At 38.5% G+C, this 23,725-nt stretch carries 21 protein-coding genes; 20 read left to right on the forward strand and 1 reads right to left on the reverse strand.

What is annotated here, in order from left to right; all coding sequences use genetic code 11:
- From B212_RS0103230 to B212_RS32950, 16 genes are all read left to right on the forward strand, one after another.
- Positions 1–1,116, forward strand: a complete 1,116-nt coding sequence (locus tag B212_RS0103230) for a polysaccharide biosynthesis C-terminal domain-containing protein (protein ID WP_019908922.1) — start codon at positions 1–3, stop codon at positions 1,114–1,116.
- A 2-nt stretch (positions 1,117–1,118) separates the two neighbouring features.
- Entirely contained in the window at positions 1,119–2,246 is a 1,128-nt protein-coding gene (wecB, locus tag B212_RS0103235) for a non-hydrolyzing UDP-N-acetylglucosamine 2-epimerase (RefSeq protein WP_019908923.1), read from the forward strand.
- Positions 2,247–2,285: 39 nt separating this feature from the next.
- Positions 2,286–3,386 (forward strand): glycosyltransferase, encoded by a 1,101-nt coding sequence (locus B212_RS30650; protein WP_019908924.1) that lies wholly within the window; start codon positions 2,286–2,288, stop codon positions 3,384–3,386.
- 298 nt (positions 3,387–3,684) lie between these two features.
- Complete coding sequence (locus B212_RS30655) at positions 3,685–4,617, forward strand: glycosyltransferase family 2 protein (protein WP_019908925.1); 933 nt, start codon at positions 3,685–3,687, stop codon at positions 4,615–4,617.
- Complete coding sequence (locus B212_RS0103250; protein ID WP_019908926.1) at positions 4,610–5,911, forward strand: O-antigen ligase family protein; 1,302 nt, start codon at positions 4,610–4,612, stop codon at positions 5,909–5,911. Before B212_RS30655 ends, B212_RS0103250 begins: the two co-directional genes overlap by 8 nt.
- A 33-nt stretch (positions 5,912–5,944) precedes the next feature.
- Positions 5,945–6,775 (forward strand): glycosyltransferase family 2 protein, encoded by an 831-nt coding sequence (locus B212_RS30660; RefSeq protein ID WP_019908928.1) that lies wholly within the window; start codon positions 5,945–5,947, stop codon positions 6,773–6,775.
- A gap of 51 nt (positions 6,776–6,826) precedes the next feature.
- The gene (locus B212_RS30665) at positions 6,827–7,771 is read left to right on the forward strand and encodes a glycosyltransferase family 2 protein (RefSeq protein ID WP_019908929.1); all 945 of its coding nucleotides are present in this window, start codon (positions 6,827–6,829) and stop codon (positions 7,769–7,771) included.
- On the forward strand, positions 7,764–8,597 hold the full coding sequence (locus tag B212_RS0103265; protein WP_019908930.1) for a GT-D fold domain-containing glycosyltransferase: 834 nt from the start codon (positions 7,764–7,766) through the stop codon (positions 8,595–8,597). Before B212_RS30665 ends, B212_RS0103265 begins: the two co-directional genes overlap by 8 nt.
- 2 nt (positions 8,598–8,599) lie before the next feature.
- Positions 8,600–10,150 (forward strand): lipopolysaccharide biosynthesis protein, encoded by a 1,551-nt coding sequence (locus B212_RS0103270; protein WP_019908931.1) that lies wholly within the window; start codon positions 8,600–8,602, stop codon positions 10,148–10,150.
- A 756-nt stretch (positions 10,151–10,906) separates the two neighbouring features.
- Complete coding sequence (gene galE / locus B212_RS0103275; protein ID WP_019908932.1) at positions 10,907–11,896, forward strand: UDP-glucose 4-epimerase GalE; 990 nt, start codon at positions 10,907–10,909, stop codon at positions 11,894–11,896.
- Between the two features lie 483 nt (positions 11,897–12,379).
- Positions 12,380–13,258, forward strand: coding sequence for a glucose-1-phosphate thymidylyltransferase RfbA (rfbA, locus tag B212_RS0103280; RefSeq protein ID WP_019908933.1), 879 nt, complete (start codon positions 12,380–12,382; stop codon positions 13,256–13,258).
- 20 nt (positions 13,259–13,278) lie between these two features.
- Entirely contained in the window at positions 13,279–13,839 is a 561-nt protein-coding gene (rfbC, locus tag B212_RS0103285; protein ID WP_019908934.1) for a dTDP-4-dehydrorhamnose 3,5-epimerase, read from the forward strand.
- 37 nt (positions 13,840–13,876) lie between these two features.
- Positions 13,877–14,872, forward strand: coding sequence for a dTDP-glucose 4,6-dehydratase (gene rfbB / locus B212_RS0103290; RefSeq protein WP_019908935.1), 996 nt, complete (start codon positions 13,877–13,879; stop codon positions 14,870–14,872).
- 3 nt (positions 14,873–14,875) lie between these two features.
- Complete coding sequence (locus B212_RS0103295; protein WP_028530584.1) at positions 14,876–15,520, forward strand: YdcF family protein; 645 nt, start codon at positions 14,876–14,878, stop codon at positions 15,518–15,520.
- A gap of 145 nt (positions 15,521–15,665) precedes the next feature.
- Positions 15,666–15,833, forward strand: coding sequence for a hypothetical protein (locus tag B212_RS34280; protein WP_019908938.1), 168 nt, complete (start codon positions 15,666–15,668; stop codon positions 15,831–15,833).
- A 266-nt stretch (positions 15,834–16,099) separates the two neighbouring features.
- Positions 16,100–18,292 carry an S-layer homology domain-containing protein gene (locus B212_RS32950; RefSeq protein WP_156830062.1) on the forward strand — a complete coding sequence of 731 codons (2,193 nt, stop codon included), beginning with the start codon at positions 16,100–16,102 and terminating at the stop codon, positions 18,290–18,292.
- A gap of 71 nt (positions 18,293–18,363) precedes the next feature.
- On the opposite strand, the gene B212_RS0103310 is transcribed toward B212_RS32950, so the two are convergent.
- On the reverse strand, positions 18,364–19,488 hold the full coding sequence (locus tag B212_RS0103310) for a DegT/DnrJ/EryC1/StrS family aminotransferase (protein WP_019908940.1): 1,125 nt from the start codon (positions 19,486–19,488) through the stop codon (positions 18,364–18,366).
- A 222-nt stretch (positions 19,489–19,710) separates the two neighbouring features.
- Here B212_RS0103310 and B212_RS0103315 point away from each other — a divergent pair, with 222 nt between their 5' ends.
- The 4 genes from B212_RS0103315 to B212_RS0103335 are packed head-to-tail and all read left to right on the forward strand — an operon-like array spanning position 19,711 to position 23,478.
- On the forward strand, positions 19,711–19,935 hold the full coding sequence (locus tag B212_RS0103315) for a hypothetical protein (RefSeq protein ID WP_198015825.1): 225 nt from the start codon (positions 19,711–19,713) through the stop codon (positions 19,933–19,935).
- Positions 19,928–22,114, forward strand: coding sequence for a glycosyltransferase (locus tag B212_RS32955; protein ID WP_019908944.1), 2,187 nt, complete (start codon positions 19,928–19,930; stop codon positions 22,112–22,114). The genes B212_RS0103315 and B212_RS32955 overlap by 8 nt, the downstream gene beginning before the upstream one ends.
- 30 nt (positions 22,115–22,144) lie before the next feature.
- Complete coding sequence (locus B212_RS0103330; protein ID WP_019908945.1) at positions 22,145–22,858, forward strand: WbqC family protein; 714 nt, start codon at positions 22,145–22,147, stop codon at positions 22,856–22,858.
- Positions 22,855–23,478 carry a PglD-related sugar-binding protein gene (locus B212_RS0103335; RefSeq protein WP_019908946.1) on the forward strand — a complete coding sequence of 208 codons (624 nt, stop codon included), beginning with the start codon at positions 22,855–22,857 and terminating at the stop codon, positions 23,476–23,478. The genes B212_RS0103330 and B212_RS0103335 overlap by 4 nt, the downstream gene beginning before the upstream one ends.
- Positions 23,479–23,725: the final 247 nt, after the last annotated feature.

Here is a 23,725-nt window from a genome sequence, read left to right on the forward strand (position 1 = left end):
ATGAAAACTGTTTTGGTAACAGGTGCATACGGATTCATTGGTCGTAATTTGGTTGCATCTTTAAATAGAAGAGAAGATATTGAGGTTTTGAAGATCGACTCCAAGCATTCACTCCAGCAATTGGAGGAATGTGTTCTTAAGGCTGATTTCATTTATCATCTTGCTGGAATTAATCGGCCTGAGAATACTGAGGAATTCATGACGGGTAACTTAGGTTACACTCAGTATTTAATTAATATATTGAATTCTAATGGAAAGAAGACTCCAATACTGCTGTCTTCATCAATTCAAGCTGAACAGGATAATCCTTATGGGAACAGTAAGCGTGCAGCCGAAAAAGCTATTGTTGATTATGGGCGTGAACAGGGAGCTCGAACATTTATTTATAGGCTACCGAACGTTTTCGGAAAATGGAGTAGACCTAACTATAATTCTGTAGTCGCAACTTGGTGTTACAACATTAGCAGAGAAATCCCTATTCAAGTGAATAACCCGGAAGCGGAAGTTAAGCTGGTATATATTGATGATGTTGTTGAATCCTTCATAGGTGCTATGGATACTCCAGAAACACTGAATGCAATTGATTACCATGATATCTCACGCTCTTTCAACGTTAAACTCAAGGACCTGGAATCAAGTCTAGTATCATTTAAAGCGAGCCGAAATACACTTGTTATTTCGGATTTGAAAAGTGATTTTGAACGTTTTCTTTACAGTACCTATCTCTCTTATTTACCAGAAGACGATTTTGGATATGATCTGGAAATGAAGCACGATAATAGAGGATGGTTAGCGGAATTTATTAAAACTGAATATTCAGGCCAAGTATTTATATCCCGCACAAAACCAGGAATCACCAGAGGTAACCACTGGCATCATACTAAGGTGGAGAAGTTCCTTGTTATTGAAGGAGAAGCTGTTGTGAAGTTCCGTCAGATTGAAGGCGACCAAATCATAGAGTATCCGGTAAATGGATCGGCTTTAAGAGTGATAGATATTCCACCTGGCTATACCCATTCCATCACAAATACAGGAAGTACAGATGTAATCACTCTTTTCTGGGCAAATGAATTGTTTAACCCTAATAAACCAGATACATATTATTTGGAGGTTTAATCATGAAAAAGCTTAAAGTAATGACAATACTAGGCACCAGACCAGAGATCATTCGTTTATCTGAGTGCATAAAAGCTTGCGATAGATATTTTAATCATATCCTAGTACATACAGGGCAGAATTGGGATTACACACTAAACGAAGTATTCTTCAATGAACTTGAACTTCGGCAACCGGATTACTTCCTTGAGGCAGTAGGGACTAATCTTGGTGAAACTATGGGGAATATAATAGCAAAATCGTTTGAAGTGTTAGAAAAGGAAAAACCTGATGCTTTGTTAATATTGGGTGATACCAATAGTGCACTTAGTGCAATTTCTGCTAAAAGACTGAAAGTACCTATTTTCCATATGGAAGCAGGTAACAGATGTTTTGATCAAAATGTTCCTGAAGAAATCAACCGTAAGATTGTTGACCACATCTCGGATATTAATCTTCCGTATACAGAACATTCCAGAAGATATCTTCTATCAGAAGGATTCCGTAAAGAACATATTTTTGTTACAGGCTCACCAATGCAAGAGGTTCTTCAAGCACACATGGATAAAATAGATTCAAGCGATGTACTTGAACGTTTAAACTTGGAGCCTGAGAAATATATAATTGTTTCTGCCCATCGTGAAGAAAATATTGATAATGAACAGAATTTCATGTCTCTTATGACTGCAATTAATAAAATTGCTGAACGTTATCAAATGCCTGTAATCTATTCAACGCACCCAAGAAGTATGAAATACATTGAACAACGGAATTTTAAATTTCATCCACTTGTACAGAACCTAAAACCATTTGGTTTTCTAGATTATAATAAGCTCCAAAAGAATAGTTATTGTGTTCTTTCTGATAGTGGTACTTTGTCTGAAGAGAGTGCAATACTAGGATTCGCAGGTATACTATTGAGAACTTCTACTGAACGACCAGAAGTTCTAGATAAGGGATCTGTAATAATTGGTGGAATAGATAGGATAGGTATTGAACAATCTATCGAACTTGCGATTTTGATGAAGAATAATCAAGAAGTGGAACTTGTAGCTAATGATTATCGAGATAATAATGTTTCAGTGAAAATTATTAAAATAATACAAAGTTTTGTGGGGATTATAAATTTAATAGTCTGGAATAAAAATTAATAATACTTCCTTTTATCCTGAAAGGTTTGGTTTGCATATATGAAAAAAATAATTTTTGTGAATAATCCTGCTGCTACTAGTGGTGGAGCGTTAACAATTTTAAAGCAATTCATTCAACAAGTAGCACAAGAAAATGAAAATTTTTACTTTTATATTTTTTGTTCTTATGATTTATCTGCTTATGAAAGAGATAATATAAAAATAATTATTTTGAATAATAACAAAAAGTGGAAAAATAGAATATATTGGGATTTTGTGGGCTTGAAGAAATGGAGTCTTCAAAATAATGTAGTTCCTTCTATAATAATTTCTCTACAAAATACAGGAGTTTATAATTTTGGGGGAATAGAACAAGTTATTTATTTGCACCAACCTTTCCCTTATTATTATGAATATAAATGGAAATTTTCAAAGAAAGAAGAAAGAATATACTGGTTTTATAAAAATATTTACAAGCATTTGATTCAATTTTCAATAAATAGGAAAACTCATATTGTTGTACAAAGTAATTGGTTGAAAAAAAGAGTTTCCAAAATGCACAATGTTGATTTAAATAAAATTTATGTTATTAAGCCACACATAGAAATTCCAGAGGAGAAAGTGGAAAACAAAAATGTTGAAAGTTATCTTTTTTTTCCAGCCTCTGGACTGCAATATAAAAATCATGACATATTAATTAGAGCGCTCTCTATAATTAAGCAAGAATATAAAAAAAAGATTTTTCTTGTTCTCACATTGGCTTCAGAAAGCCAATATTCTAATAAACTATTTGAATTGGCAAGAGAACTTGATGTGAAAGACCAGGTGAGTTTTGTAGGGAATTTGTCGTACGAAGAAGTGTTTAATTATTATAAAGAGTGCAATTTAGTTGTTTTCCCAAGTTATTTAGAAACATTTGGTCTTCCTTTGATTGAAGCTGCTTCGTTTAAGAAACCTATAGTAGCATCAGATTTAGAATATGCCAAAGAAGCATTAGAAGGTTATGCAGGTGTGAAGTTTGCACAACATAATAGTCCACAAGATTGGGCAGAGGCAATACTTAATCAATTAGTTGATTGTCAGGAATGTAGTTATCAAAGAAAAATAGATATAAGGGTAGTAGATCAATGGAACAAAATATTCGAAACAATGTTGCATTGATATATAATTGGATATTAAAATTAAATTTGGTTAAATGTTATAATATATAATTTAAATGAAACGGAAATCGCTCGTATTTACAATTCTCTTAAAGGTGCTATAAAGTGACTAAGCCCTCAAGTATTAATGATAAGACTGGAAATAGTAAATGAAATTATTGATCAATTTTTATTTTTTTCTATAGAATATTTACTGAGTAAATTTTTCTCACAAGTATGAGTGTATATATTTGGTCACAAGTAACGGGAAAAATAACCCTAAAACATAAGATTGACGAAAAGTAAAGGAAGAGATCGGTATGGAAGATACGGTAACTATTCTAATGGCAACATACAATGGAGAGAAATATTTAAAAGATCAATTAGAAAGTATTCTTAATCAAAGCTATAAACAATGGTACCTTATAATTCGTGATGATTGTTCAAAGGATAGTACTCCTCATATATTAAAAGAATACAGTGAAAAAGATTCTAGAATTAAATATATATTGGGAAATGAAAATTTAGGTCCTGTTTTAAATTTTAATGAGTTAATTAAGGAAGTATTAAATTCAAAATATATAATGTTCGCAGATCAAGATGATGTATGGTTTAATTATAAAATTGATTTATCAATTAAAAAAATTAAAGAGATCGAAGCTTATGAAAAAAGTACTACACCAATATTGTTATATACAAGATTAAAATATGTTAACGAGAATCTTTCTCCTTTAAATATAGCAAATTCTAACCCTAAATCTAAAAACTTGAATACACTGCTAAGTTTTAATTATATATGGGGATGTACGATAATTACTAATCAAGCTTTAATCAAGGAGGCTTATCCAATAGTTAAAAAAGCTCAAAATCATGATTATTGGTTAGCTTTACATGCTGCATTCCTTGGTGTTATCCATTATGTGGATCAAGAAACGATTTTGTATAGACAACACAGTACAAATGTTACTGGGGGGTTAGCAAATAGGAACTTTAAATCGAAAGTAAAAAGAATAAATAGACAATTTTTATCTTATGAAAAACAGATCAAACAGAATTTGGCTTTTTGTGAAAAATATAAAGAAAGGAATAACTTAACTTTAATAGAGTACGAAAGAATAATACAAAGTAATTCTTTATTTCGATTATACAGAGCTTATAGATTCAAAATGAAGAAAAATTCGATATTAGAAACAATGATGTTTTATATATTTCTCTTGAGTAAAAATCTAAAGGAGAACAGTAAAATTGACTAGTAAAATAGATTTCATGCCTAAGTTTTTAATTGCTATCTTAGTATTTTTGATGATCTTTGCACCGGCCCAACTAATGAGTATTAAAATTTCGTCAGTTGCAATTCTACTAATGATGTCCATGATTTATTTAGTTAAAAATAAAAGAGAAATCAAAATTCATCCTGGAGTATTAAAGTGGTTTTATTTATATATTACAGCAAGTGCATTTTTTACTCTTATTTCTGTATTTTATAACAATCCTCAGCCCTTGAATTTATTTGGAGTTAATTTTTTATATCCCATTATTTATTTTGTCTTTATTGTAGTAATTAGTAATATATTTTATTTTGATTATATAGTTCGTGTTAGTATTATTTCATTTGTTATAACCTTGGTTTATAATATTGTTTTTGTTTTTGTCATAAATGGATATATTGGTTTTATACCTGAATACATATTTTTTAATATAAATCAAAATATAGGTGGTATGGAACTTGGTTTTATAAAATATTCAAGTGAAAGTATATCGTATTTTCTTTTTTTTATACCTATGATTATTGCTGCATATTTGATTAATAACGGCGAACACATAAAAAAAAAATATTTAGTTTTAATTGTTTTAGGAATTTTATCTGCCGTATTTTCTGCTAGAACAGCCTTTATTATTGCTATCCTTATCACTCCGTTTATAATAATGTTTCTATCTTTTAAAACGAAAGTGGAATTAAGGAAAAGACAAGTATTTTTATTTATATTTTATCTGGTCCTTTTTATGTTTGTCTTAGTTGTCTTGTTTAGGGTAGATTTTAATTTGTTGTTTGACAAAATTGCTGGCTCATTTTCCTCGGAAATTATTATTAATAAGAATGGTATTGTAGATTCAGGTGGAAGTATTAGATTGAACCAGTTTAAAGATTTAATTAAAACATGGACTTATAAGCCATTACTTGGTTGGGGCGATGCAGCTATCTCAATTAACCCCACAAGGAATGATATGGGTGGGATTTATGAGTTATCCTATTTTGCTTTACTTATGCAAAGAGGTCTTATAGGAGCTATACTTTTTCTTTTACAAATTATATGGATCTATACTAAAGCTATTAACCTTATTAAGTCGAAAAATGAATTTGGAAAATTACTTTTTTCTGTTTTGGTGGGATTTACTACATTTATGATATCCAATGCAACTAATCCGTACTTATATAGTTTTGATAGATTATTAATACTATTTTTTCCATTAATGATTTTACAAGTTGCCCATGTAAATGAACATGTAAAGAATAAAGGACTTGAAAATACTAGTTTAATAAGGTGAAGAGAAATCAAGTTTATATCGGAGTGATATTATTTGGAACGATTAGTTAGTATTATTATTCCTTGCTATAATCAAGGTGAGTATCTTCAGGAGTGCATTGATAGTATTGATAGACAGACCTATAAAGAATACGAAATAATAATAATTAACGATGGATCTACGGAAATAGCAACTTTGGATTTTTTGAGGAAAATAGAAAGAGATAGAAAAGATATAAAACTAATAAACCAAAATAATTCTGGTGTTTCTAGTGCTAGAAACAAGGGGATTGAAAATAGTAACGGGCATTATATTCTTCCTTTAGATGGCGATGATATGATTGCAGAAACTTATATTGAAAAATGCGTGAAAGTATTGGATGAAAACACGGGAATTGACATCGTTTACTGTATTGGTATGTGTTTTGGATTTAAAAAGGGACTTTTTGTTTTAAATGATTTTGCCGTAAAGAAAATGCTTAAGGAGAATTTGGTTTTTTGTAGCGCGATGTATAGAAGATCGGATTTTGATCAAACTACAGGATACAACTGCAATATGATTTATGGCTATGAAGATTGGGATTTTTGGCTGTCTATGATTGAAATTGAAAAAAATTTTTTTCGAATAAATGAAGTCCTCTTCTATTATCGAATTAAAGAAATCTCTCGCAATTCACAGACATCTTTTGAGAACAAAGATAAAAGATTAAGAATGATTCATCAAATAATTGAGAACCATCAAGAGTTATATAGAAAATATAAAATAGGCGAAAAAGATTTTGATTATAAATATAAATTTAGCTTAACTTTATTTTTGACAGGTGTATATTCGAAAACACGATATGTAATGCAGAAATTAAAACTATTATACTTGGCGAAATTTTAAATTTGATGTAAATTGGCGGATAATTATTTTTTCGGAATGGAGGTTGTGTAAATGCTGATCGTAAAAAGAAAAATGAGTGCTTTTAAAAAAAACTTTAGTAGTGTATTTATAAAACATCCTAAATTAGATGAAATGAAATTAGTAATGACTATTTTAGTTAAAAATGAAGAGGATATTATAGAAGAAAATATTCTTTTTCATAAGTCCATGGGCGTGGATAGTTTTATAGTGACTGATAATAATTCAACTGATAAGACCAAAGATATTTTATTGAAATATAGAGAAAAAGGTTGGATAGAAGAAATAATTGAAGAAAAGGGCGAGGATATTTCTCAACAAGTTTGGGTAGATAGAATGATTGAACTTGCTATAGACAGATATAAAGCCGACTGGATTATCAATGCGGATGCAGATGAATTTTGGTATAGCAAAAGTGAGGATTTGAAAAAAACAATAGCGACTTCTAATTCGAATGTTATCAAGTGTAATATTTTTAATATGCTACCTGCTCAAGAAGGGAAGTTTTATTCCAGTAATTTAATGGTGAAAAAGTATATTGAGGATATTGATAGCTATAATTTATCTAAATTCAATATTTTCACAAAACAAATACCTAAGGTTATTCATCGCGCAAAAGGATACATTCAAATATTCACTGGTAATCACTATGTTAAGATGAGATTTCAACGTGAAGAAATAAGCGATGATATTGAAATATTTCATTTTAGTATTAGAAGTTTAAATCATTTTAAAAATAAAATGATTAATGGTGGAAAAGCTTATGAGCGAAATAAAAAGCTAAATAAGAACATTGGAGAGCATTGGAGATATTATTATGAAGGTTGGAAAAGTGGAGTTCTTGATTTAAATGAGGAATATGAGAAATCAGTCGCTTTTGAATATCATGAGTTGTTTTTGGAGCAAGGAATATTAGTTCATAATAATGAGCTTAAAAACTATCTGACTAAGTTAAGGATAGGTGAAAATTGTGAATAATAGTTTTATGAAAAAAATTAAATCTATTGTTAAAAAGAAAATACAAAGAGTCTCAAAAAAAGAAATGCTCTACCTTAAGGATATTAAAGAAAGTTTTCCAGAAGTTTTATCAACTAAAAAAACTATTGAATTAATAATATCTGCTAAAGCATCCATATGCAGATTTGGTGATGCTGAGTTTGATATTTGTAATCAAGAAAATGAATTAGATCCCTACCAAAGGCCTAGTGATGAATTGACAGACAGATTAAAAGAGATTTTAGCGTATAAAGGAGAAGCCAATGTTGTAGTTTGCATACCTCCTTTTAACTCTGAATTTAATAATATGAAAAATTATTTTGGAGAACTTTCATTTTGGGAATGGTATTGGTTGAAAAAGTACGATAGAATTAAGCCTCTTCTTTTGGAAACAAATTATGGAAATTCGTTTGTTTCTAGAGATGCAGTTTTCTATGAAAATGACATTAATTCTATTAGAGAGATATGGAAAGATAGAGATGTTGTATTTGTTTATGGTATGGATGGTAGGTTTAAGATTGACAGTCCATTATTTGATAATGTAAGTAGAAAAAAATCTATTTTTGTGTCACCAACTAACGCATTTAAGGATTACGAAACAATTCTCAATAAATGTATTATAGAAGATAAAGATAGTTTATTTTTGATTGCTGCAGGTCCGACTGCAACTGTTTTAGCTTTTGATTTATGTAAGGTAGGTTTTCAAGCTCTTGATGTCGGGCATTTGCCAAACTGTTATGAACAATATTTAGGTATTATAACATCTCCTGAAAGTTTGCCGTTAATCAAACAAGATACAAGGGGATAAAAATGAGAGTAAATAATTCTATAAAAAATATTCTGACTGGAATTTTATTGCAACTTGTTGCAATTGGGTTGAATATATTCTCAAGGAAAGTCTTTTTGGATTTTTTGGGTGTTGAAATTTTAGGTGTGCATGGTGTTTTGACAAATCTAATATCAATGCTGGGACTTATGGAAATGGGTATTGGGATTGCAATTTCTTATAGTCTATATAAACCATTGAGTGAAGATAATCAAGATCAGATTAAAGCTATTATTAATCTTTATGCGAATTTCTATAAGGTTGTTGCACTTGCGGTATTGGTAATAGGCTTGTTAATAATCCCATTCATGGATAAAATTGTTGAGAGCAGTTATACAACGTCATATGTTAGAATCATATTTTTAATCTTATTAATTGATGCAATGATGTCTTACTTCCTTGCGTACAGAAGAACTTTGTTATTAGCTGATCAAAAGAGTTTTACTTTAAATAAATTAACGATAATATATTCAATCGTTCTAACAGTTTCACAGGTTTCAATAGTATTTTTAACACAAAACTTTATCCTTTTTATATCTATAAAGTTGATTTTTGGAGTAGGATTAAATTTAATCATATACTATATTACAAATAAAAATTACCCATATTTAAAAAGCGCTACTCATAAAATGTTAGATCCTGATATTAAAGGTAATATTATACAAAATATAAAAGCATTATTGTTAGCTAACATTTCGGTATATTTTATATACGGAACAGACAATTTATTGTTATCAATCTTTACAAACGTTAGTATTGTAGGGATATACTCAAATTATACTTTGATTTTTAATGCGGTCAAGGGATTCTTGTCACAAATATTTGTGGGTACTACTGCAAGTTTTGGGAATTTATTGGCATCTAGTACGGGGATTGATGAAGCAGACAGGATATTTAAGACCATATTTTTCATTAATTTTTGGCTTACTACTTTTTGTAGTTCTGCTCTATTACTATTAATTAATCCATTTATAAATATATGGATTGGTAGTAGTATGTTGCTGTCAGGATTAGTAATAGTTATATTAGTCTCAAATTTCTACTTAGACACTATGAGAAGTGCAGTAGAATTAGTTAAAAGTGCTGCTGGTCTTTACAGTCCATACCCTTTTTTTAAATATTGGATAGTTGTTGAAGCATTAATAAATTTATTTTTGGCAGTATTTTTGGCAGGTATACTTAAAATGGGCATGCTTGGAATATTCTTGGCTACTTCAATAAGTACTTTGTTGCCAACTTATATTATGCCATGGAATATATATAAATATGTTTTTAGGAAAAGTTCTAAACAATTTTATTTAAAACATTTTGTTTATAATTTCTCTAGTGTAATTGTGGTAGGTGCCACATACATGATAGGAACGAAAATTACATTGGGAAATTTATTTATTGATTTTTTCTTTAAAATAATAATATGTATATTTACACCAAATTTAATGCTACTAGTGTTTTGTAGAACTAAGGAGTTTATTTATTTAAAAGAAAGAATTCAAAAAAGGATTAGAATGGGAACAAAATTCAAAAAAAATATATGAAATTTAGAAGCCTGGGCAAAAGTTAGTACAGCATCATATTAATAATAGTTAACTTATGGTAGGACAAGGTGTATGCTCCAAAGGAATGGCGCCCGCACGTTTGCTCAGGATAGCAAAAATTCTGTTGTGGACAGACGAGAATCGTGTGGGCGGCAAACTTTCGGATACCGCTATTTCTGGGCAACTACACATTCATGCCAACACGGTATAACTGGTTCGCAAAATCTTTGCAGAGAAGGGATTACAGGCTGAATACTGCATATAACTTTTCCATTCTAAACTCGGTGCGATGATCTCCCTGAACTGATATCTAGTTCTTTGATTTGCTGAGGATGTGCACATCTTTTTTACGATGGTAAGCTCATTTTCAGTGTTGGCAATCCGATTGACCTTTGATTTAATATACTTTTTCTTTTTCCAGCAGTTGGTGTTGCAAAAGGCGAGCCTTTTCAGTGCTGATGTAGAATAGAGATCTGTTTTCGTAAGTTCTGGTTATTTTTGTAATACGTATTTTGAATGAAACGTATAACTAAATAAACCGATAGAGCTAGCTAAGGGTAGACAACTTACTTCGCTTATCTCACTTTTATATGATAGACATAGTATTATAAGCCAAAATTTACATAGCCTAAAGCCCCACTCGAAGAATAGATGCTAAAAACAAGCAAATTATTGCTTCTGCATTTTTAATAATGAAGACAGATCCAGGTACAGTTCAAAATTGAATATTTCATAACACTCAAGGGGGGATTTTTTATGGTTATATTGGTAACTGGTGGCACAGGCTATATTGGATCACATACCTGCCTCGCCCTGCTAGAGGCTGGGTTTACTGTAATTGTTGCTGATAATTTGTGTAATAGCAGAGCTGAGACCTTAGATCGAGTTATGCAGATTACAAATAAAGAAATTATTTTCTATGAAATAGATGTAACTAATGCGGCTTCGGTAGAACAGATTTTTACTGATCATCGAATTGAAGGTGTTATTCATTTTGCTGCTTATAAAGCAGTTGGTGAGTCTGTGAGAGAACCACTGAAGTACTATCACAATAATATTAACAGCACACTCGTTCTTGCTGAAGCGTGTCTGAAGCATGAAGTTCGTAGATTTGTGTTAAGTTCGTCGGCTACAGTGTATGGGGAAAATGATGTACCGTTCGTAGAGTCTATGAAGCTTCAGCCGACCGCAAATCCGTATGGTGAATCTAAGATAATAAGTGAGCGGATCCTAAGAGATGTAGCCAACGCGAATTCTTGGTTTTCTGTGGCAATACTTCGCTATTTCAATCCGGTAGGCGCCCATGTGAGCGGTTTAATTGGGGAAGAGCCTAGAGGAACGCCAGGTAATCTAATGCCTTATATAACTCAAGTAGCCAAAGGTAAGATTGGAAAATTAAGTGTTTTCGGGGGTGATTATCCTACTGTGGATGGTACTGGTGTTAGAGATTATATTCATGTAATGGATTTAGCAGAAGGGCATGTCGCTGCAATGAATCTTTTAGGAGAAGGAATACATACATACAACCTAGGAACCGGAAAGGGTACCTCGGTTCTAGAACTGATAAGCATTTTTGAAGAGGAAGTGGGAATAAAAGTGCCATTTGAAATAATGGAACGCAGGCCAGGTGATATTGCTGAATGTTATGCAGAGGTGAGCAAGGCAAAGGAAGAACTTTATTGGAATGTCAAAAGAGATATTCGGGATATGTGTCGTGACGCATGGAGATTTGAGAGTAACTTATAGCAATTAGTTCCCCAGATTTACTTACGACTCATGGAAGTAGCTACGATTAAGCATAACCAGAAGCAGAATATGCGGATCAATACGTTATGACTATTTTTTGGGGGATAAGGGTATTTATATAAGCAGAATTAAGACTCTTCTTCTGTTACCATGAGCATAAAATACAGCATAATCGGGTTAAGAAAATCTATAAAGAACACATTTAAAGAGTGTTTCTTTAACAAAGATTAAAACTTCTATCTTTGGTTCCATCATTTTGACAAGTTGTCTTGTATATGAGACTTTTTTGATCTTTGTTTCTATTCGTGTGCATCAGCCCATTGAGTAGATGAAGCGTGTGGAACTATGCGGGTGGCGTAGTCTAGGCTTATAGCTGCAGAGCAAGCCACTTGTTTGACGGGGGGGCTGATTATGGTTTGGCTAGATCAAGTTTGCATACACACTTTAAGATTAAGGCAATATAACAAGGAGTTGATATGAAAATTGAAAGGAATAATTTTAGCCGGAGGCAGTGGCACACGCCTCTACCCATTAACCATGGTAACCAGTAAACAACTTTTACCAGTTTACGACAAACCCATGATCTACTATCCTTTATCCACTTTGATGCTGGCTGGTATTAATGACATCTTGATCATTTCTACGCCTGAGGATACGCCAAGATTCGAAAGTCTCTTTGGGGATGGATCTCAGTTTGGCATATCCTTACAATACATTGTTCAACCTAGTCCTGACGGTTTAGCTCAGGCTTTTATTTTGGGTGAATCGTTCATCGGTGATGACTCTGTAGCTATGATTCTAGGCGATAACATTTACTATGGAAATGGAATTCGAAAAATTCTCAAGCGATCTTCGGAAAAAGGACATGGTGCAACGGTATTTGGTTATCATGTACAAGATCCTGAGCGTTTTGGTGTGGTTGAATTTAGTGAAGAGGGCAAAGTGCTTAGTGTGGAAGAAAAGCCGACTCATCCTAAATCAAATTATGCTGTTACTGGCCTGTATTTCTATGATAATCGTGTCGTAGAGATTGCCAAGAGCGTGAAGCCTTCTTCGAGAGGGGAACTTGAAATCACATCAATAAATGAGGCTTATCTTCAGCTTGGTGAATTGGACGTTGAACTACTTGGCCGAGGTTTTACCTGGCTGGATACTGGAACTCATCAGAGTCTTGTGGATGCAACTAATTTTGTTAGAACAATTGAAGATCATCAAGGGATTAAGATTGCTGCTCTTGAGGAGATTGCTTATATTAATGGCTGGATTACCAAAGAACATTTATTGAGCTGTGGGCAAAAGCTAAGTAAAACTGGTTACGGTCAATATTTGATAAAGGTAGCTACCGGAAAGATACAATATTAAGCAGTGAAGGTGTGGAAGAAATGAAGTTAACGGAAACGACGCTGCCTGGTGTGTTTATTGTGGAGCCGGCGGTATTCGGCGACCATCGCGGATGGTTCATGGAAACATTCAGTGATGCAAAGTTCAGGGAACAAGGAGTCGATATAACTTTCGTTCAGGATAACCAGTCGTATTCTGCTGTCAAAGGAACATTGAGAGGGCTCCATTATCAGTTGAATCCTAAAGCTCAAACCAAGATTGTTCGTTGCACACGTGGAGTGATATTCGATGTTGCTGTGGATATTAGGCAGGGCAGTCCTACATACAGAAAGTGGTTCGGCATAGAGTTAAGTGAAGAAAATAAGAAACAACTATTGATTCCGAAGGGGTTCGCACATGGATTTATGACACTTACTGAGAATGTTGAGGTTCAATATAAATGTGATGAGATGTACGCAGCTGAATGTGATGGTGGCATCCTGTGGAATGATCCAACCATTGGTGTTGAGTGGCCTTTACATGTTGCTCCGATATTATCAGGCAAGGATGAGAGAGCCCCTTTGCTAAGGGATGCTAATCATAATTTTACTTATGACCGCTAGGGCTGTTATTCAAGTAGATGAATCTGAGGTGTATTGAATGATCAGGAAAAAATTGCTGATTACTGGCGGTGCCGGTTTTATCGGTGGTAACTTTGTACAATACATGGTTGATAAGTATTCGGATTACGATGTCGTTAATCTGGATTTGTTAACCTATGCCGGTGATTTGACAAAGCACGCACAGATTGAGGGGAAAGCTAACTATCGGTTTGTACTAGCAGATATTGCTGACCGCGAGGCGGTGATGTCTCTATTTGAACAAGAACAATTTGATTTTGTAGTGCATTTTGCAGCAGAAAGTCATGTAGACCGTTCCATTACAGATCCTGCTGTATTCGTTCGAACGAATGTGATGGGGACGCAAGTGCTGCTGGATGCTTCCAGAAAGATAGGAATCTCCAAATTTGTTCATGTCTCGACCGATGAGGTGTATGGGGAACTGGATTTTGATCCGACTGTCTTCTTCACGGAGGAGACTCCCTTGCAACCTAATAGCCCGTATAGTGTCAGTAAAGCAGCTTCAGATCTGCTGGTTAGGGCTTATCATGAAACGTTCGGCTTGCCGATAAACATTACCCGGTGCTCCAATAATTACGGTCCCTACCATTTCCCGGAGAAGCTGATTCCCCTGACAATATCGAAAGTCCTGAATGAACAGAAGGTCCCTGTCTATGGAGATGGCAAAAATATTCGGGATTGGCTGCATGTCTGGGATCACTGTGCTGCTATTGACCTCGTGCTGCACACAGGTGTAAGTGGTGAAGTGTATAACGTAGGTGGTCATAATGAATGCACGAATCTCGAAGTAGTTAAGACCATCATACAGACGTTGGGGAAATCTGAGAATTTGATTGAATTTGTTACTGACCGTCTAGGTCATGACAAACGTTACGCAATTGATCCTACCAAACTGGAGAAATTGGGCTGGAAACCAACCTATACATTTGAGACAGGGATTGCGCAGACTATACAGTGGTATACAGAGAATGTGGAATGGTGGGAACAAATTCTTAGCAGTGAGTATCGGAAGTAGCTTATGAATAGTAAAAATACTAGTAAGAAGGCGGGAAAGCACAGGAAAAGAATCCTCTTTCTGTACTTGCCCATTCTGCTAATTCTTCTCTTGTTCTTTACTGCAGGCCGCTTCCTTCCCTTAATGCAACCACCCCAGCAAGCCCACGTTATCATCGTACTCAGCGGGGGAGCAGGTAGAGTGGAACAAGGGGCAGAGTTATACCAAGCTGGTTATGCTCCCTATCTGCTTCTTTCCAATTCCAAAGAATCAACCAGCGCCTCCGGCGACATGCTCCAAACTGCCCTTGCTCTTGGCATCCCTACGGATGCCATCCTGACCGAAAATGCAGCGCTAAGCACCTATCAGAATGCGGAGCTGACGCTTCCGATCATGAAGCAGCACGGCTTTACTTCTGCTATTGTGGTTTCTTCTGAATTTCATATGCGGCGGGTGAAGTTGCTTTTTGATCATGTCTATAAGAAATCGGGCATTGAACTGACGTATATCGGCTCAGATTCGGGCTACAACGCTAAGTCTTGGTGGAGTGACCGTTACAGCCGGGAAACAACCTTCAACGAATATACTAAAATGATTGGCAACTTTTTCGGTTATAATGGTCCCGAGGCCAAAGATGCCTTGGATCAAATCAAGCGCTGGTTTCGCTGAAACCAAGCCATCGTGGAACAGTACCGTTCATTCCTACTAATCTATTCAATTATTTTCCTCCCACTTACACAAACCGACATACAAAATAGGCATCCCGGTCTATAATTAGGGACAAATCTATTTTGTGATGTAGGAGAGAAGTCCCTTGCCAAACTATTATTTTAAGGAAGTGTGGACACCTTTGCGGTGGGTACATATCTGGTTCTATCGGGATGATCAGGATCGGCTGTGGGTGAAGGTGGGAGCGAAGCGGCGGAGGCTGGTGGGTAAGCAGGGAATTGAAGCGGAAAGGGAAACGGAAACGGATGCCTAATGGTCGTGTCAGATGGTAGAGAAGCTCAAGTCATTTAGCGGACTTGGGTTTCTTTTTTGCGCTTATGTTAAGATGGCGTACCGTGGTGCTCGGAGTTGTTTTTTCTATTCTTCCATTCATATAGTGAAAATATGTCCTAAGAACTATTACCTTTTACATAGTTGATGTATAATTATTCCTGCAAGATTAGCTGGCTGCGCTTTGGTTTTGTGAGATTAGAGAGTAGCAGCCGGGAATGCTGAATATTTTTCTGGGGGCGATGGATAGTGCGGGGAAGAGGGTATAAGGTGCTGGCAGCGTGGGTGATGCTGCTGAGTTTGCTGTTTGGGGGAGTTGCGAGTGCGGCTACAGTGGTGCAGCAGACCTCATCTTATGTATTTGTGGATGTTAAGACAACCTATTGGGCCAATGAGGCTATTCAGAGCATGGCGAATCAGGGGATTATTACCGGTAATCCAGACGGCTCCTTTAAGCCGGAAGCGGCGATTACGCGTGAACAGCTTGCTAAGCTGATTACACTTACTTTTGGGCTGGATCTGGTATCGGACGGGACACAGACCTTCTCGGATGTGACTCCTTCCTCCTGGTCTTACAAGTATGTAGAGACTGCCAAGGAATACCTTACGGGGTATTTTCCTGCGAAGGGGAAACCTTTTTTTGATCCGCAGGCGAATGCTACCCGTGAAGATGTTGCGGTAGCGCTGGTGCGCGCGATGGGGCTGGACACTGATAATGTGGATGCCGACAGTGTGCTAGGCTATAAATTCAGTGATTATGAGGATGTTACGCCGCAGCTTGCTAATGAAGTGGCTGTAGCGGTGGACAAGAAATTAATCCAGGGGTTTCCCGATGGCACCTTCAGACCGAATAGCGCGATTAATCGTGCTTCTGTCGCTACCCTGTTGTACCGGGTGTTGAAATCGTCGTATACCACTGCTACACAGGATGTGAAGCTGGACGTACAGGTTCCGCAGCAGGTATCTGACAAAACGGTTAAGGTTACGGGCAAAGTGAACGCGGACGCGAAGGTCTACATCAATGATGAAGAAGTAGAGAATACGGACGGAGCCTTTGCAGAGGCCTATGATCTGGATGGGGGAGAGAAGACTTACGAATTTGTATTCAAGGCTGTTCTCCCGAACGGACGCTCCAAGACGGTCACGAAGCAGGTTACTTATCAGACCTCGGGACCCAAGCTGACGGTGCAGGCTCCGGAAACGGCGAATCAGCTTACGGTCAAGATCACCGGGAAGGTTACGGACAGCGGCGATAACGATCCAGAGGTTACGATTAATGACGAATCGGCTTATGTCGCTTACAACGGGGAGTTCAGCGAAGAGCTGACCTTGAAGGAAGGCCTGAACAAAATTGTGGTGACTGCAGTCAATAAATATGACAAGAAGGCGGTCGTGGAGAAGCAGATTATGGTTAGCTTGGGCGGGCCTGTGCTGACGCTGGATCTGATTCCTGAGACGAGCAGCAGCAAGACCATAACCCTGAGCGGAAAAGCTACCGACAAGAACGACAGCTATCCGAAGATTTATCTGAACGACGAGCTGGTGGGCAGCTACGGCTCCTTCGAGAAGACGGTAACGCTCAAGGAGGGGGATAACGTCTTTACGTTCAAAGCTACGAATAAGCTGGGCAAAAGCTCGACTGTAATTACCAAAACCATTAACTTCAGTGTGGGCGGGCCTGTGCTGACGCTGGATCTGATTCCTGAGACGAGCAGCAGCAAGACCGTAACCCTGAGCGGAAAAGCTACCGACAAGAACGACAGCTACCCGAAGATTTATCTGAACGACGAGCTGGTGGGCAGCTACGGCTCCTTCGAGAAGACGGTAACGCTCAAAGAGGGCGCCAATGTGTTCACCTTTAAGGCAACGAACAGCCTCGGCAAAAGCTCGCCAGCGGTCACCAAGACGATAACCTTCAATGTCGGCGGGCCTGTGCTGACGCTGGACCAGGTTCCGGCAACGAGCAGCAGCAAATCTGTAACCTTAAGCGGAACAGCTACCGACAAGAACGACAGCTATCCGAAGATCTATGTGAACGACGAGCTGGTGGGCAGCTACGGTTCCTTTAATAAGACGGTAACTCTTAAGGAAGGCGAGAATGTCTTCACTTTCAAGGCTACCAATAATTTGGGCAAAAGCTCAGAGGTGATTACGAAGACGATCACCTTTGCGGTGGGCGGACCGGAGCTGACGCTGGACTACATCCCGGAAACAACAACCAGTAAGCAGATTACGCTTAGCGGTAATGCCAAGGATGCGAACGACAGCTATCCGAAGATTTATCTGAACGATGAGCTGGTGGGCAGCTATGGCAGCTTCAGTACATCGGTCACTCTCAAAGAAGGCAGCAATACCTTTGTGTTCAAAGTCACCAACAGCTTCGGCAAGGTAACTACGATTGAGAAGACTGTAGTTTATACCCCTGCACCAGTCAAAGAATAGTGCTCTAATCATTTTCATGCATTTGCGTTAAAATGCACAAATAAAAACGGCTGCCCTCGGGCAGCCGTTTTTTACGAAAAGTTCATAATTTCAGAGGCGACCGTTTCCACGTCTTGTTGGGTCATTTCCAAATGCAGCGGCAAAGAGATAATGGAATGGCTGAGTCTTCCTGAATTTGGGCAGGTGTTAGCCGAAGCGGCAAAGATATCATATTCCGTATTGTCACGGTAATGGACTCCCGGATAGATTCCCACACGATTCAAGTGCTCCAGCATTTCCTCTCTGTGCTCCACTTCAATAACGTACAAATGCCTTGAGGACAGACAGCCGTCTGCCACCGGAACGGGCTTCACCTTATCCCCGGCTTGCGCAAAGCAGGCATCGTACCAGCCGGCAATTTTTCTTCTGTAAGCATTGTCTTCATCCAGATATTTGAGCTGAACCAATCCGATTGCAGCCATAATCGAGTTCCCGTGATACTTGTACCCGACATCTTTGATTTCGTACATCCATTTATAGTTCCCTTGAGATCTGCTGTAAGTATCCTTATCTATTCCCAGCCATGAGAGCTTTCTGCATAAGAAATCAAGTTCAGGGTCACGCAGGCAAATCATGCCGGAATCTGCGGTTGGCAGGTTCTTGACTGCTTGAAAGGAGTAGACTACGGCATCCGCTTCATGTCCGGGGATGGCTCCGTCAAGCCGGGTGCCGGCCATATGGGCCGCGTCCAGAATTAGGCTGAGCCCGTATTTGGAGCACAGCTCTACAATTCTTTTATACTGGCCGGTGTTCCCGCCAAGCCCTACGAATACAACTGCCCGGGTCCGGTCTGTGATCTTCTTTTCCACATCGCCCGGGTCCAGGCATAAATATTGATCCACATCTGCGAAAACGACATTCAGGTGTTCATACAATATGCTATGGTTAGTCGAAATAAAGGTAAGCGGTGTTGAAATGACTTCATCTCCGTCGTTCCAGCCGTTCTTCTCCTTTAATATCTTGATGGCCAGGTGAAGTCCGGAGGTCGCCGAGTTTACATAGTGAGCATGCGGCAATCCCGTATACTGTTTCCACTGCTCCTCGAACTCGATGGTTTTGTAGCCTAGTCCCGTCCAACCTTTTTGGAGACACTCCCGTATCCCGTCCAGACACTCCTCCACTCGGTATACCGGCTTAAATAGTTGAATTCTGTTCATTAAGGAAGTGCTCCTTTCCTAACCCAATAAATTAATAGCTGTTATATGTGTCTATTTATATGTTTTTGCTCAAATGCATGGCACGGCGGTTGTCCTTGCTTGGATAGCATTACTATTTTCTCCTGTATGAGGAAAGTGCCCTTACTCTTTCATGGCCAAATGCATAATTTGGTGTGGAGAGGTTTTGAGGAAAAGGCCACAGATATGGAGGATGAAAAAATCATGGCTCGAAGACAAATGCGAAAAATTAGCGCCGGAGCAGCAACGAAAAGAAAAAAATCTCCTTCATCCAAGGCTTCGGCGTATCTGCTTAAACGGACGAACAAACGCATCAAATCCATTTATCTGCAAAACTTCAATAAAGGGTTTAATGAATCATACAATCAGGGCTTTGATATGTACTTTACAGAAGGCTTGAAGCTGGGTAAGGAGACATGCCATGAGTAGGTTTGTGAGGGATATTCAGAAGAAAAGACAAATTTACTACAAAAGAGGTCTGCAAAGAGGTTCTGCTGCCGGTTTTGCCCAGGGGAAAAACGACGGTTACATTAAAGGCATTCAGACGGCGCTTGGGAGGCATGCCCTTCTCCTCAATCCGGGACCTATTCCGTCATTTGAGATTGGAATTCTCCAGCCCTTTCGCGAGCTGCGAAAACGGGGGACCATCAACTATCACTCGAAGATGCTGCATGAATTAAACCGGGGTATGGTGGAGGCGGCGGATACTATAATTTTTGTGCGTAACGTCGAGCCTGAAGCCTACGAGTATCTGGAATGGGCTAATGCAAAGGGCAAACAGACGATCTACGTTATAGATGATAACTTTATTGCGCTCCATGCCAATTCCGAACATGGCAAGTATTATGGGGATCACCGCGAAACATATCTTAAATTTTTAAAGAGTGCCGGATTGCTGGTGGTAAATTCTCCTTTCTTTCAGGAATTTCTTCAGACTCAATACAATCCAAACGTCCTCAGTATTCCTGCGAGTGTCGATTTCGATCTGATTGATGAAATAGAAGCAGAGACGATTGAACGCCATGACAATCAAATTGTGATCGGCTATGAAGGTACAGCCAAACCGGCGGATTTCGCCCTTGTCGTCCCGGCCTTGCAGCAGATTCTAAATGAATATGGAAATTCGGTCCGGCTGGAATTTTTCGGCTACGTGCCGCGGGAGCTCTGGAATCATCCGCAAGTCAGTTTTCAGGAGGAGTGGATGGAATACAGACCCTTCATTCAGAAGCTCAAGCGTAGCGGCTGGGATATTGGGCTGGCTCCCTTGAAAGACAGCTTATTCAATTTCAGCAAAACCAATAATAAGTTCCGGGAATATTCAGCTTGCGGAATTGCCGGTATCTATTCTGCCTCCCCCGCCTATAAGGAAAATGTCGTCCATGAGAAATCCGGATTGTTGGTTCAGCATACTACCCGGGACTGGTATAAAGGCATCAAAGAAATGATTGAGAACCGGGGGCTGCGGCAGCGGATTAGAGAAACGGCAGAGCTGTATTCCCGAATCCATTTTTCTGTAGCGCACAGTGCGAATACATGGACGCGTCATATTTTTCAAAAGCAGATGTTTCAGAAAGGGAGAGAACTTATGTTTGGCGCGGCGAGACAGCCGATCAAAATTTTAGTGATTTCACCCCTGCACATATCCAGTTATTGGGTCGGTGTATATCAGCCGTTATCGGTTCTTTGCCAAGAAGGGGTATGCGAATTAACTGCATTGGAATTAGAGAATGTGACGGATGAAGCGCTCCAGGCCGCCGATCTCATCATCTTCAACCGCCAGTTTGATCCGCTTGCGTATATGTATCTGGAACGGGCGAAAGAACTGGGCAAACGAACGGTTTACCTTATTGACGATCATTTTTTGGCTTACCCTGAAAATACAGAGTATGGAAGATGGTTCTCCGCCTATAAAGGAACCTACGCCCTGTTTTTGCAGTATGCAAATACTGTGCTGGTAGGCGCACCTTATTTCGCAGATATTCTGCGCAATACCTATAATCCCAATGTTGTATGCATACCGGCCAGCGTTGACTTTGATTGGATCAATAGGCTAGAGAAGCCGGTTAGAGCGGATAGCAGGGTTGTAATCGGTTATGAAGGCTCGCAAAAGGAATCTGACTTTGAAGTGGTTGTGCCGGCGCTGCTGCAAATCATGAGTGAGTATGGAGATCGCGTGCAGGTTGAATTCTTCGGGGGAGTCCCCTCAACATTGCTCGGTCACCCGCAGGTTTCCCATATTCAACATGAGGCGGACTATAAGACGTTCCTTCAGCGTTTCTATCAATGCACCTGGGACATAGGCTTGGCACCGCTTGAGGATTCAGAGTGGAACCGGTGCAAAACCAGCAATAAGTTCCGTGAATATTCTGCATGCTGGATTCCCGGCATTTATTCCGCCTTGCCGCCCTACTCGGATATCGTTGTTCACGGTGAAACGGGGTACATCACCCCCCATACTACAGCAGGCTGGTATATAGCGATGAAGCAAATGATTGACAACCCCTCCATGCGGACCAGAATGAAAAATAAAGCAGGGGTATTTGCACGGGGGTACTTCTCAATGGAGCAGTGTGTGGAAAGCTGGCGGAACCACATACTGAATCTTTAATACTACTCTTAAGAAGATGAGGATGGGTGTATGAATAAAATTGTATTATCTCAGCCTAATTTCTTTCCGTGGGTAGGGATATTTGAAGAAATCAAGCTTGCAGATATTTATGTGCACTATGATGATGTGAACTTTTCCAAAGGCAGCTTTGTTAACCGTACCCGGATCAAAACGGCAAATGGATTAAAGTGGATTACCGTCCCGTTAAAAAAATTCGCACTGGGCGTCAACATTAACAAGGTTCAGATAAGCTATGATACGGATTGGCGCCGTCAGCATATGGAGCTGCTTCATCAAGCCTACGCCGGCGCCCCTTATAGGAAAGAGATGCTGGATCTGGTTAAAAGCGTGTATGAGAGAAACTATTCAAAGCTTAGCGAGCTCTCCGTAGCAAGCATTGAAGAAGTGTCCCGCTACTTTGGAATTGCCGACCCTGCTAATTTCCTCTATTCCTCTGAGTTGAATGTAGGGGGCCGGAATACACAACGGGTATTGGATATTGTGCAAAAGCTGGGCGGGAAAGTGTACATTACCGGACACGGTGCCAGAAATTATCTGGATCATGAGAGCTTTGAGCAGAATGAGGTAACCGTCCAATATATGAACTATAGCCAAACCCCTTATCCGCAGCAGCATGGACCTTTTAATCCGTACGTATCCATCCTGGATTTAATTGCAAATGTAGGGAAGGACGGAGTGCACTGGATCAACTCATCTCCGGTCTATTGGAGGGATTTCTTATGACAAATATTCTGGTCTATGGTTCGGGAGTATTGGGACAAATTGTGAAACAGATGGTTGCTCAATCCGGAAATACCTTTGCAGGTTTTATTGACGATCATAATGCGTGTGCAGAGCGTGCCGGTGCCTTTCAGGATGTATTAGCAGGTTATCCCTCTGACCTCTACGAAATCGTAATCGCGATTGGCTATACCAAGCTTCAGGCACGCTGGGAGGTTTACCAGAAAGTGCTGCGGCACGGTTACCGGGTTCCCAAACTTATTCATCCGCAAGCAATGATCACAGATGAAGCCCTGATTGGAGACGGCGCCATTCTCATGATGGGCTCCATTGTGGATGTTCAGTCACGTATTGGTGAACTGGCTGTTCTCTGGCCGGGTGCGGTCGTCAATCACGATAGTGAGGTAGGAGGCAATACGTTTGTGGGGCCCAACTCTACAATATGCGGATTGGTTCGTATTGGAAGCCACTCTTTTATTGGAGCGGGATCGGTGATTGTCAATAATAATGCTGTTCCTGAACGAAGTTTTGTGAAAGCCGGAACGGTGTTCTATACACAGGAGTCCTTGAATGATCTTCATGAAGAGGCGATATCCATAAGAGCAGGAATGAAGCCATCATGAACAGAGAATGACATAGTAGTGAATCACATACGGATTCGGCAAAAGCTTCAGAAAACCGTTTGGAGGCTGCCCCCTTCATCCCGGAAATATACTGCACTTACTCGGAAGCCCAATAGGATTCGGCGCTTATGGAGTATGTGCAGCAGCCTGATCAATAGTTGGAAGTCCACCCTTGTTCCAGGGCTTAGCTTTGTTAAGCTTCTCTTTGTGTTAGCGTTCAATACAATTGTCACTTTTTTGTCTTATC

Source organism: Paenibacillus sp. HW567, assembly GCF_000374185.1.
Lineage (GTDB): Bacteria > Bacillota > Bacilli > Paenibacillales > Paenibacillaceae > Paenibacillus_AQ.

Excerpts from the sequence above, each read along its gene's own strand:
- B212_RS0103230 (WP_019908922.1), top strand. The coding sequence starts at position 1 with ATGAAAACTGTTTTGGTAACAGGTGCATACGGATTCATTGGTCGTAAT.
- wecB (WP_019908923.1), top strand. The coding sequence starts at position 1,119 with ATGAAAAAGCTTAAAGTAATGACAATACTAGGCACCAGACCAGAGATC.
- B212_RS30650 (WP_019908924.1), top strand. The coding sequence starts at position 2,286 with ATGAAAAAAATAATTTTTGTGAATAATCCTGCTGCTACTAGTGGTGGA.
- B212_RS30655 (WP_019908925.1), top strand. The coding sequence starts at position 3,685 with ATGGAAGATACGGTAACTATTCTAATGGCAACATACAATGGAGAGAAA.
- B212_RS30665 (WP_019908929.1), top strand. The coding sequence starts at position 6,827 with ATGCTGATCGTAAAAAGAAAAATGAGTGCTTTTAAAAAAAACTTTAGT.
- B212_RS0103270 (WP_019908931.1), top strand. The coding sequence starts at position 8,600 with ATGAGAGTAAATAATTCTATAAAAAATATTCTGACTGGAATTTTATTG.
- galE (WP_019908932.1), top strand. The coding sequence starts at position 10,907 with ATGGTTATATTGGTAACTGGTGGCACAGGCTATATTGGATCACATACC.
- rfbC (WP_019908934.1), top strand. The coding sequence starts at position 13,279 with ATGAAGTTAACGGAAACGACGCTGCCTGGTGTGTTTATTGTGGAGCCG.
- rfbB (WP_019908935.1), top strand. The coding sequence starts at position 13,877 with ATGATCAGGAAAAAATTGCTGATTACTGGCGGTGCCGGTTTTATCGGT.
- B212_RS0103295 (WP_028530584.1), top strand. The coding sequence starts at position 14,876 with ATGAATAGTAAAAATACTAGTAAGAAGGCGGGAAAGCACAGGAAAAGA.
- B212_RS0103310 (WP_019908940.1), bottom strand. The coding sequence starts at position 19,488 with ATGAACAGAATTCAACTATTTAAGCCGGTATACCGAGTGGAGGAGTGT.
- B212_RS0103315 (WP_198015825.1), top strand. The coding sequence starts at position 19,711 with ATGGCTCGAAGACAAATGCGAAAAATTAGCGCCGGAGCAGCAACGAAA.
- B212_RS32955 (WP_019908944.1), top strand. The coding sequence starts at position 19,928 with ATGAGTAGGTTTGTGAGGGATATTCAGAAGAAAAGACAAATTTACTAC.
- B212_RS0103330 (WP_019908945.1), top strand. The coding sequence starts at position 22,145 with ATGAATAAAATTGTATTATCTCAGCCTAATTTCTTTCCGTGGGTAGGG.
- B212_RS0103335 (WP_019908946.1), top strand. The coding sequence starts at position 22,855 with ATGACAAATATTCTGGTCTATGGTTCGGGAGTATTGGGACAAATTGTG.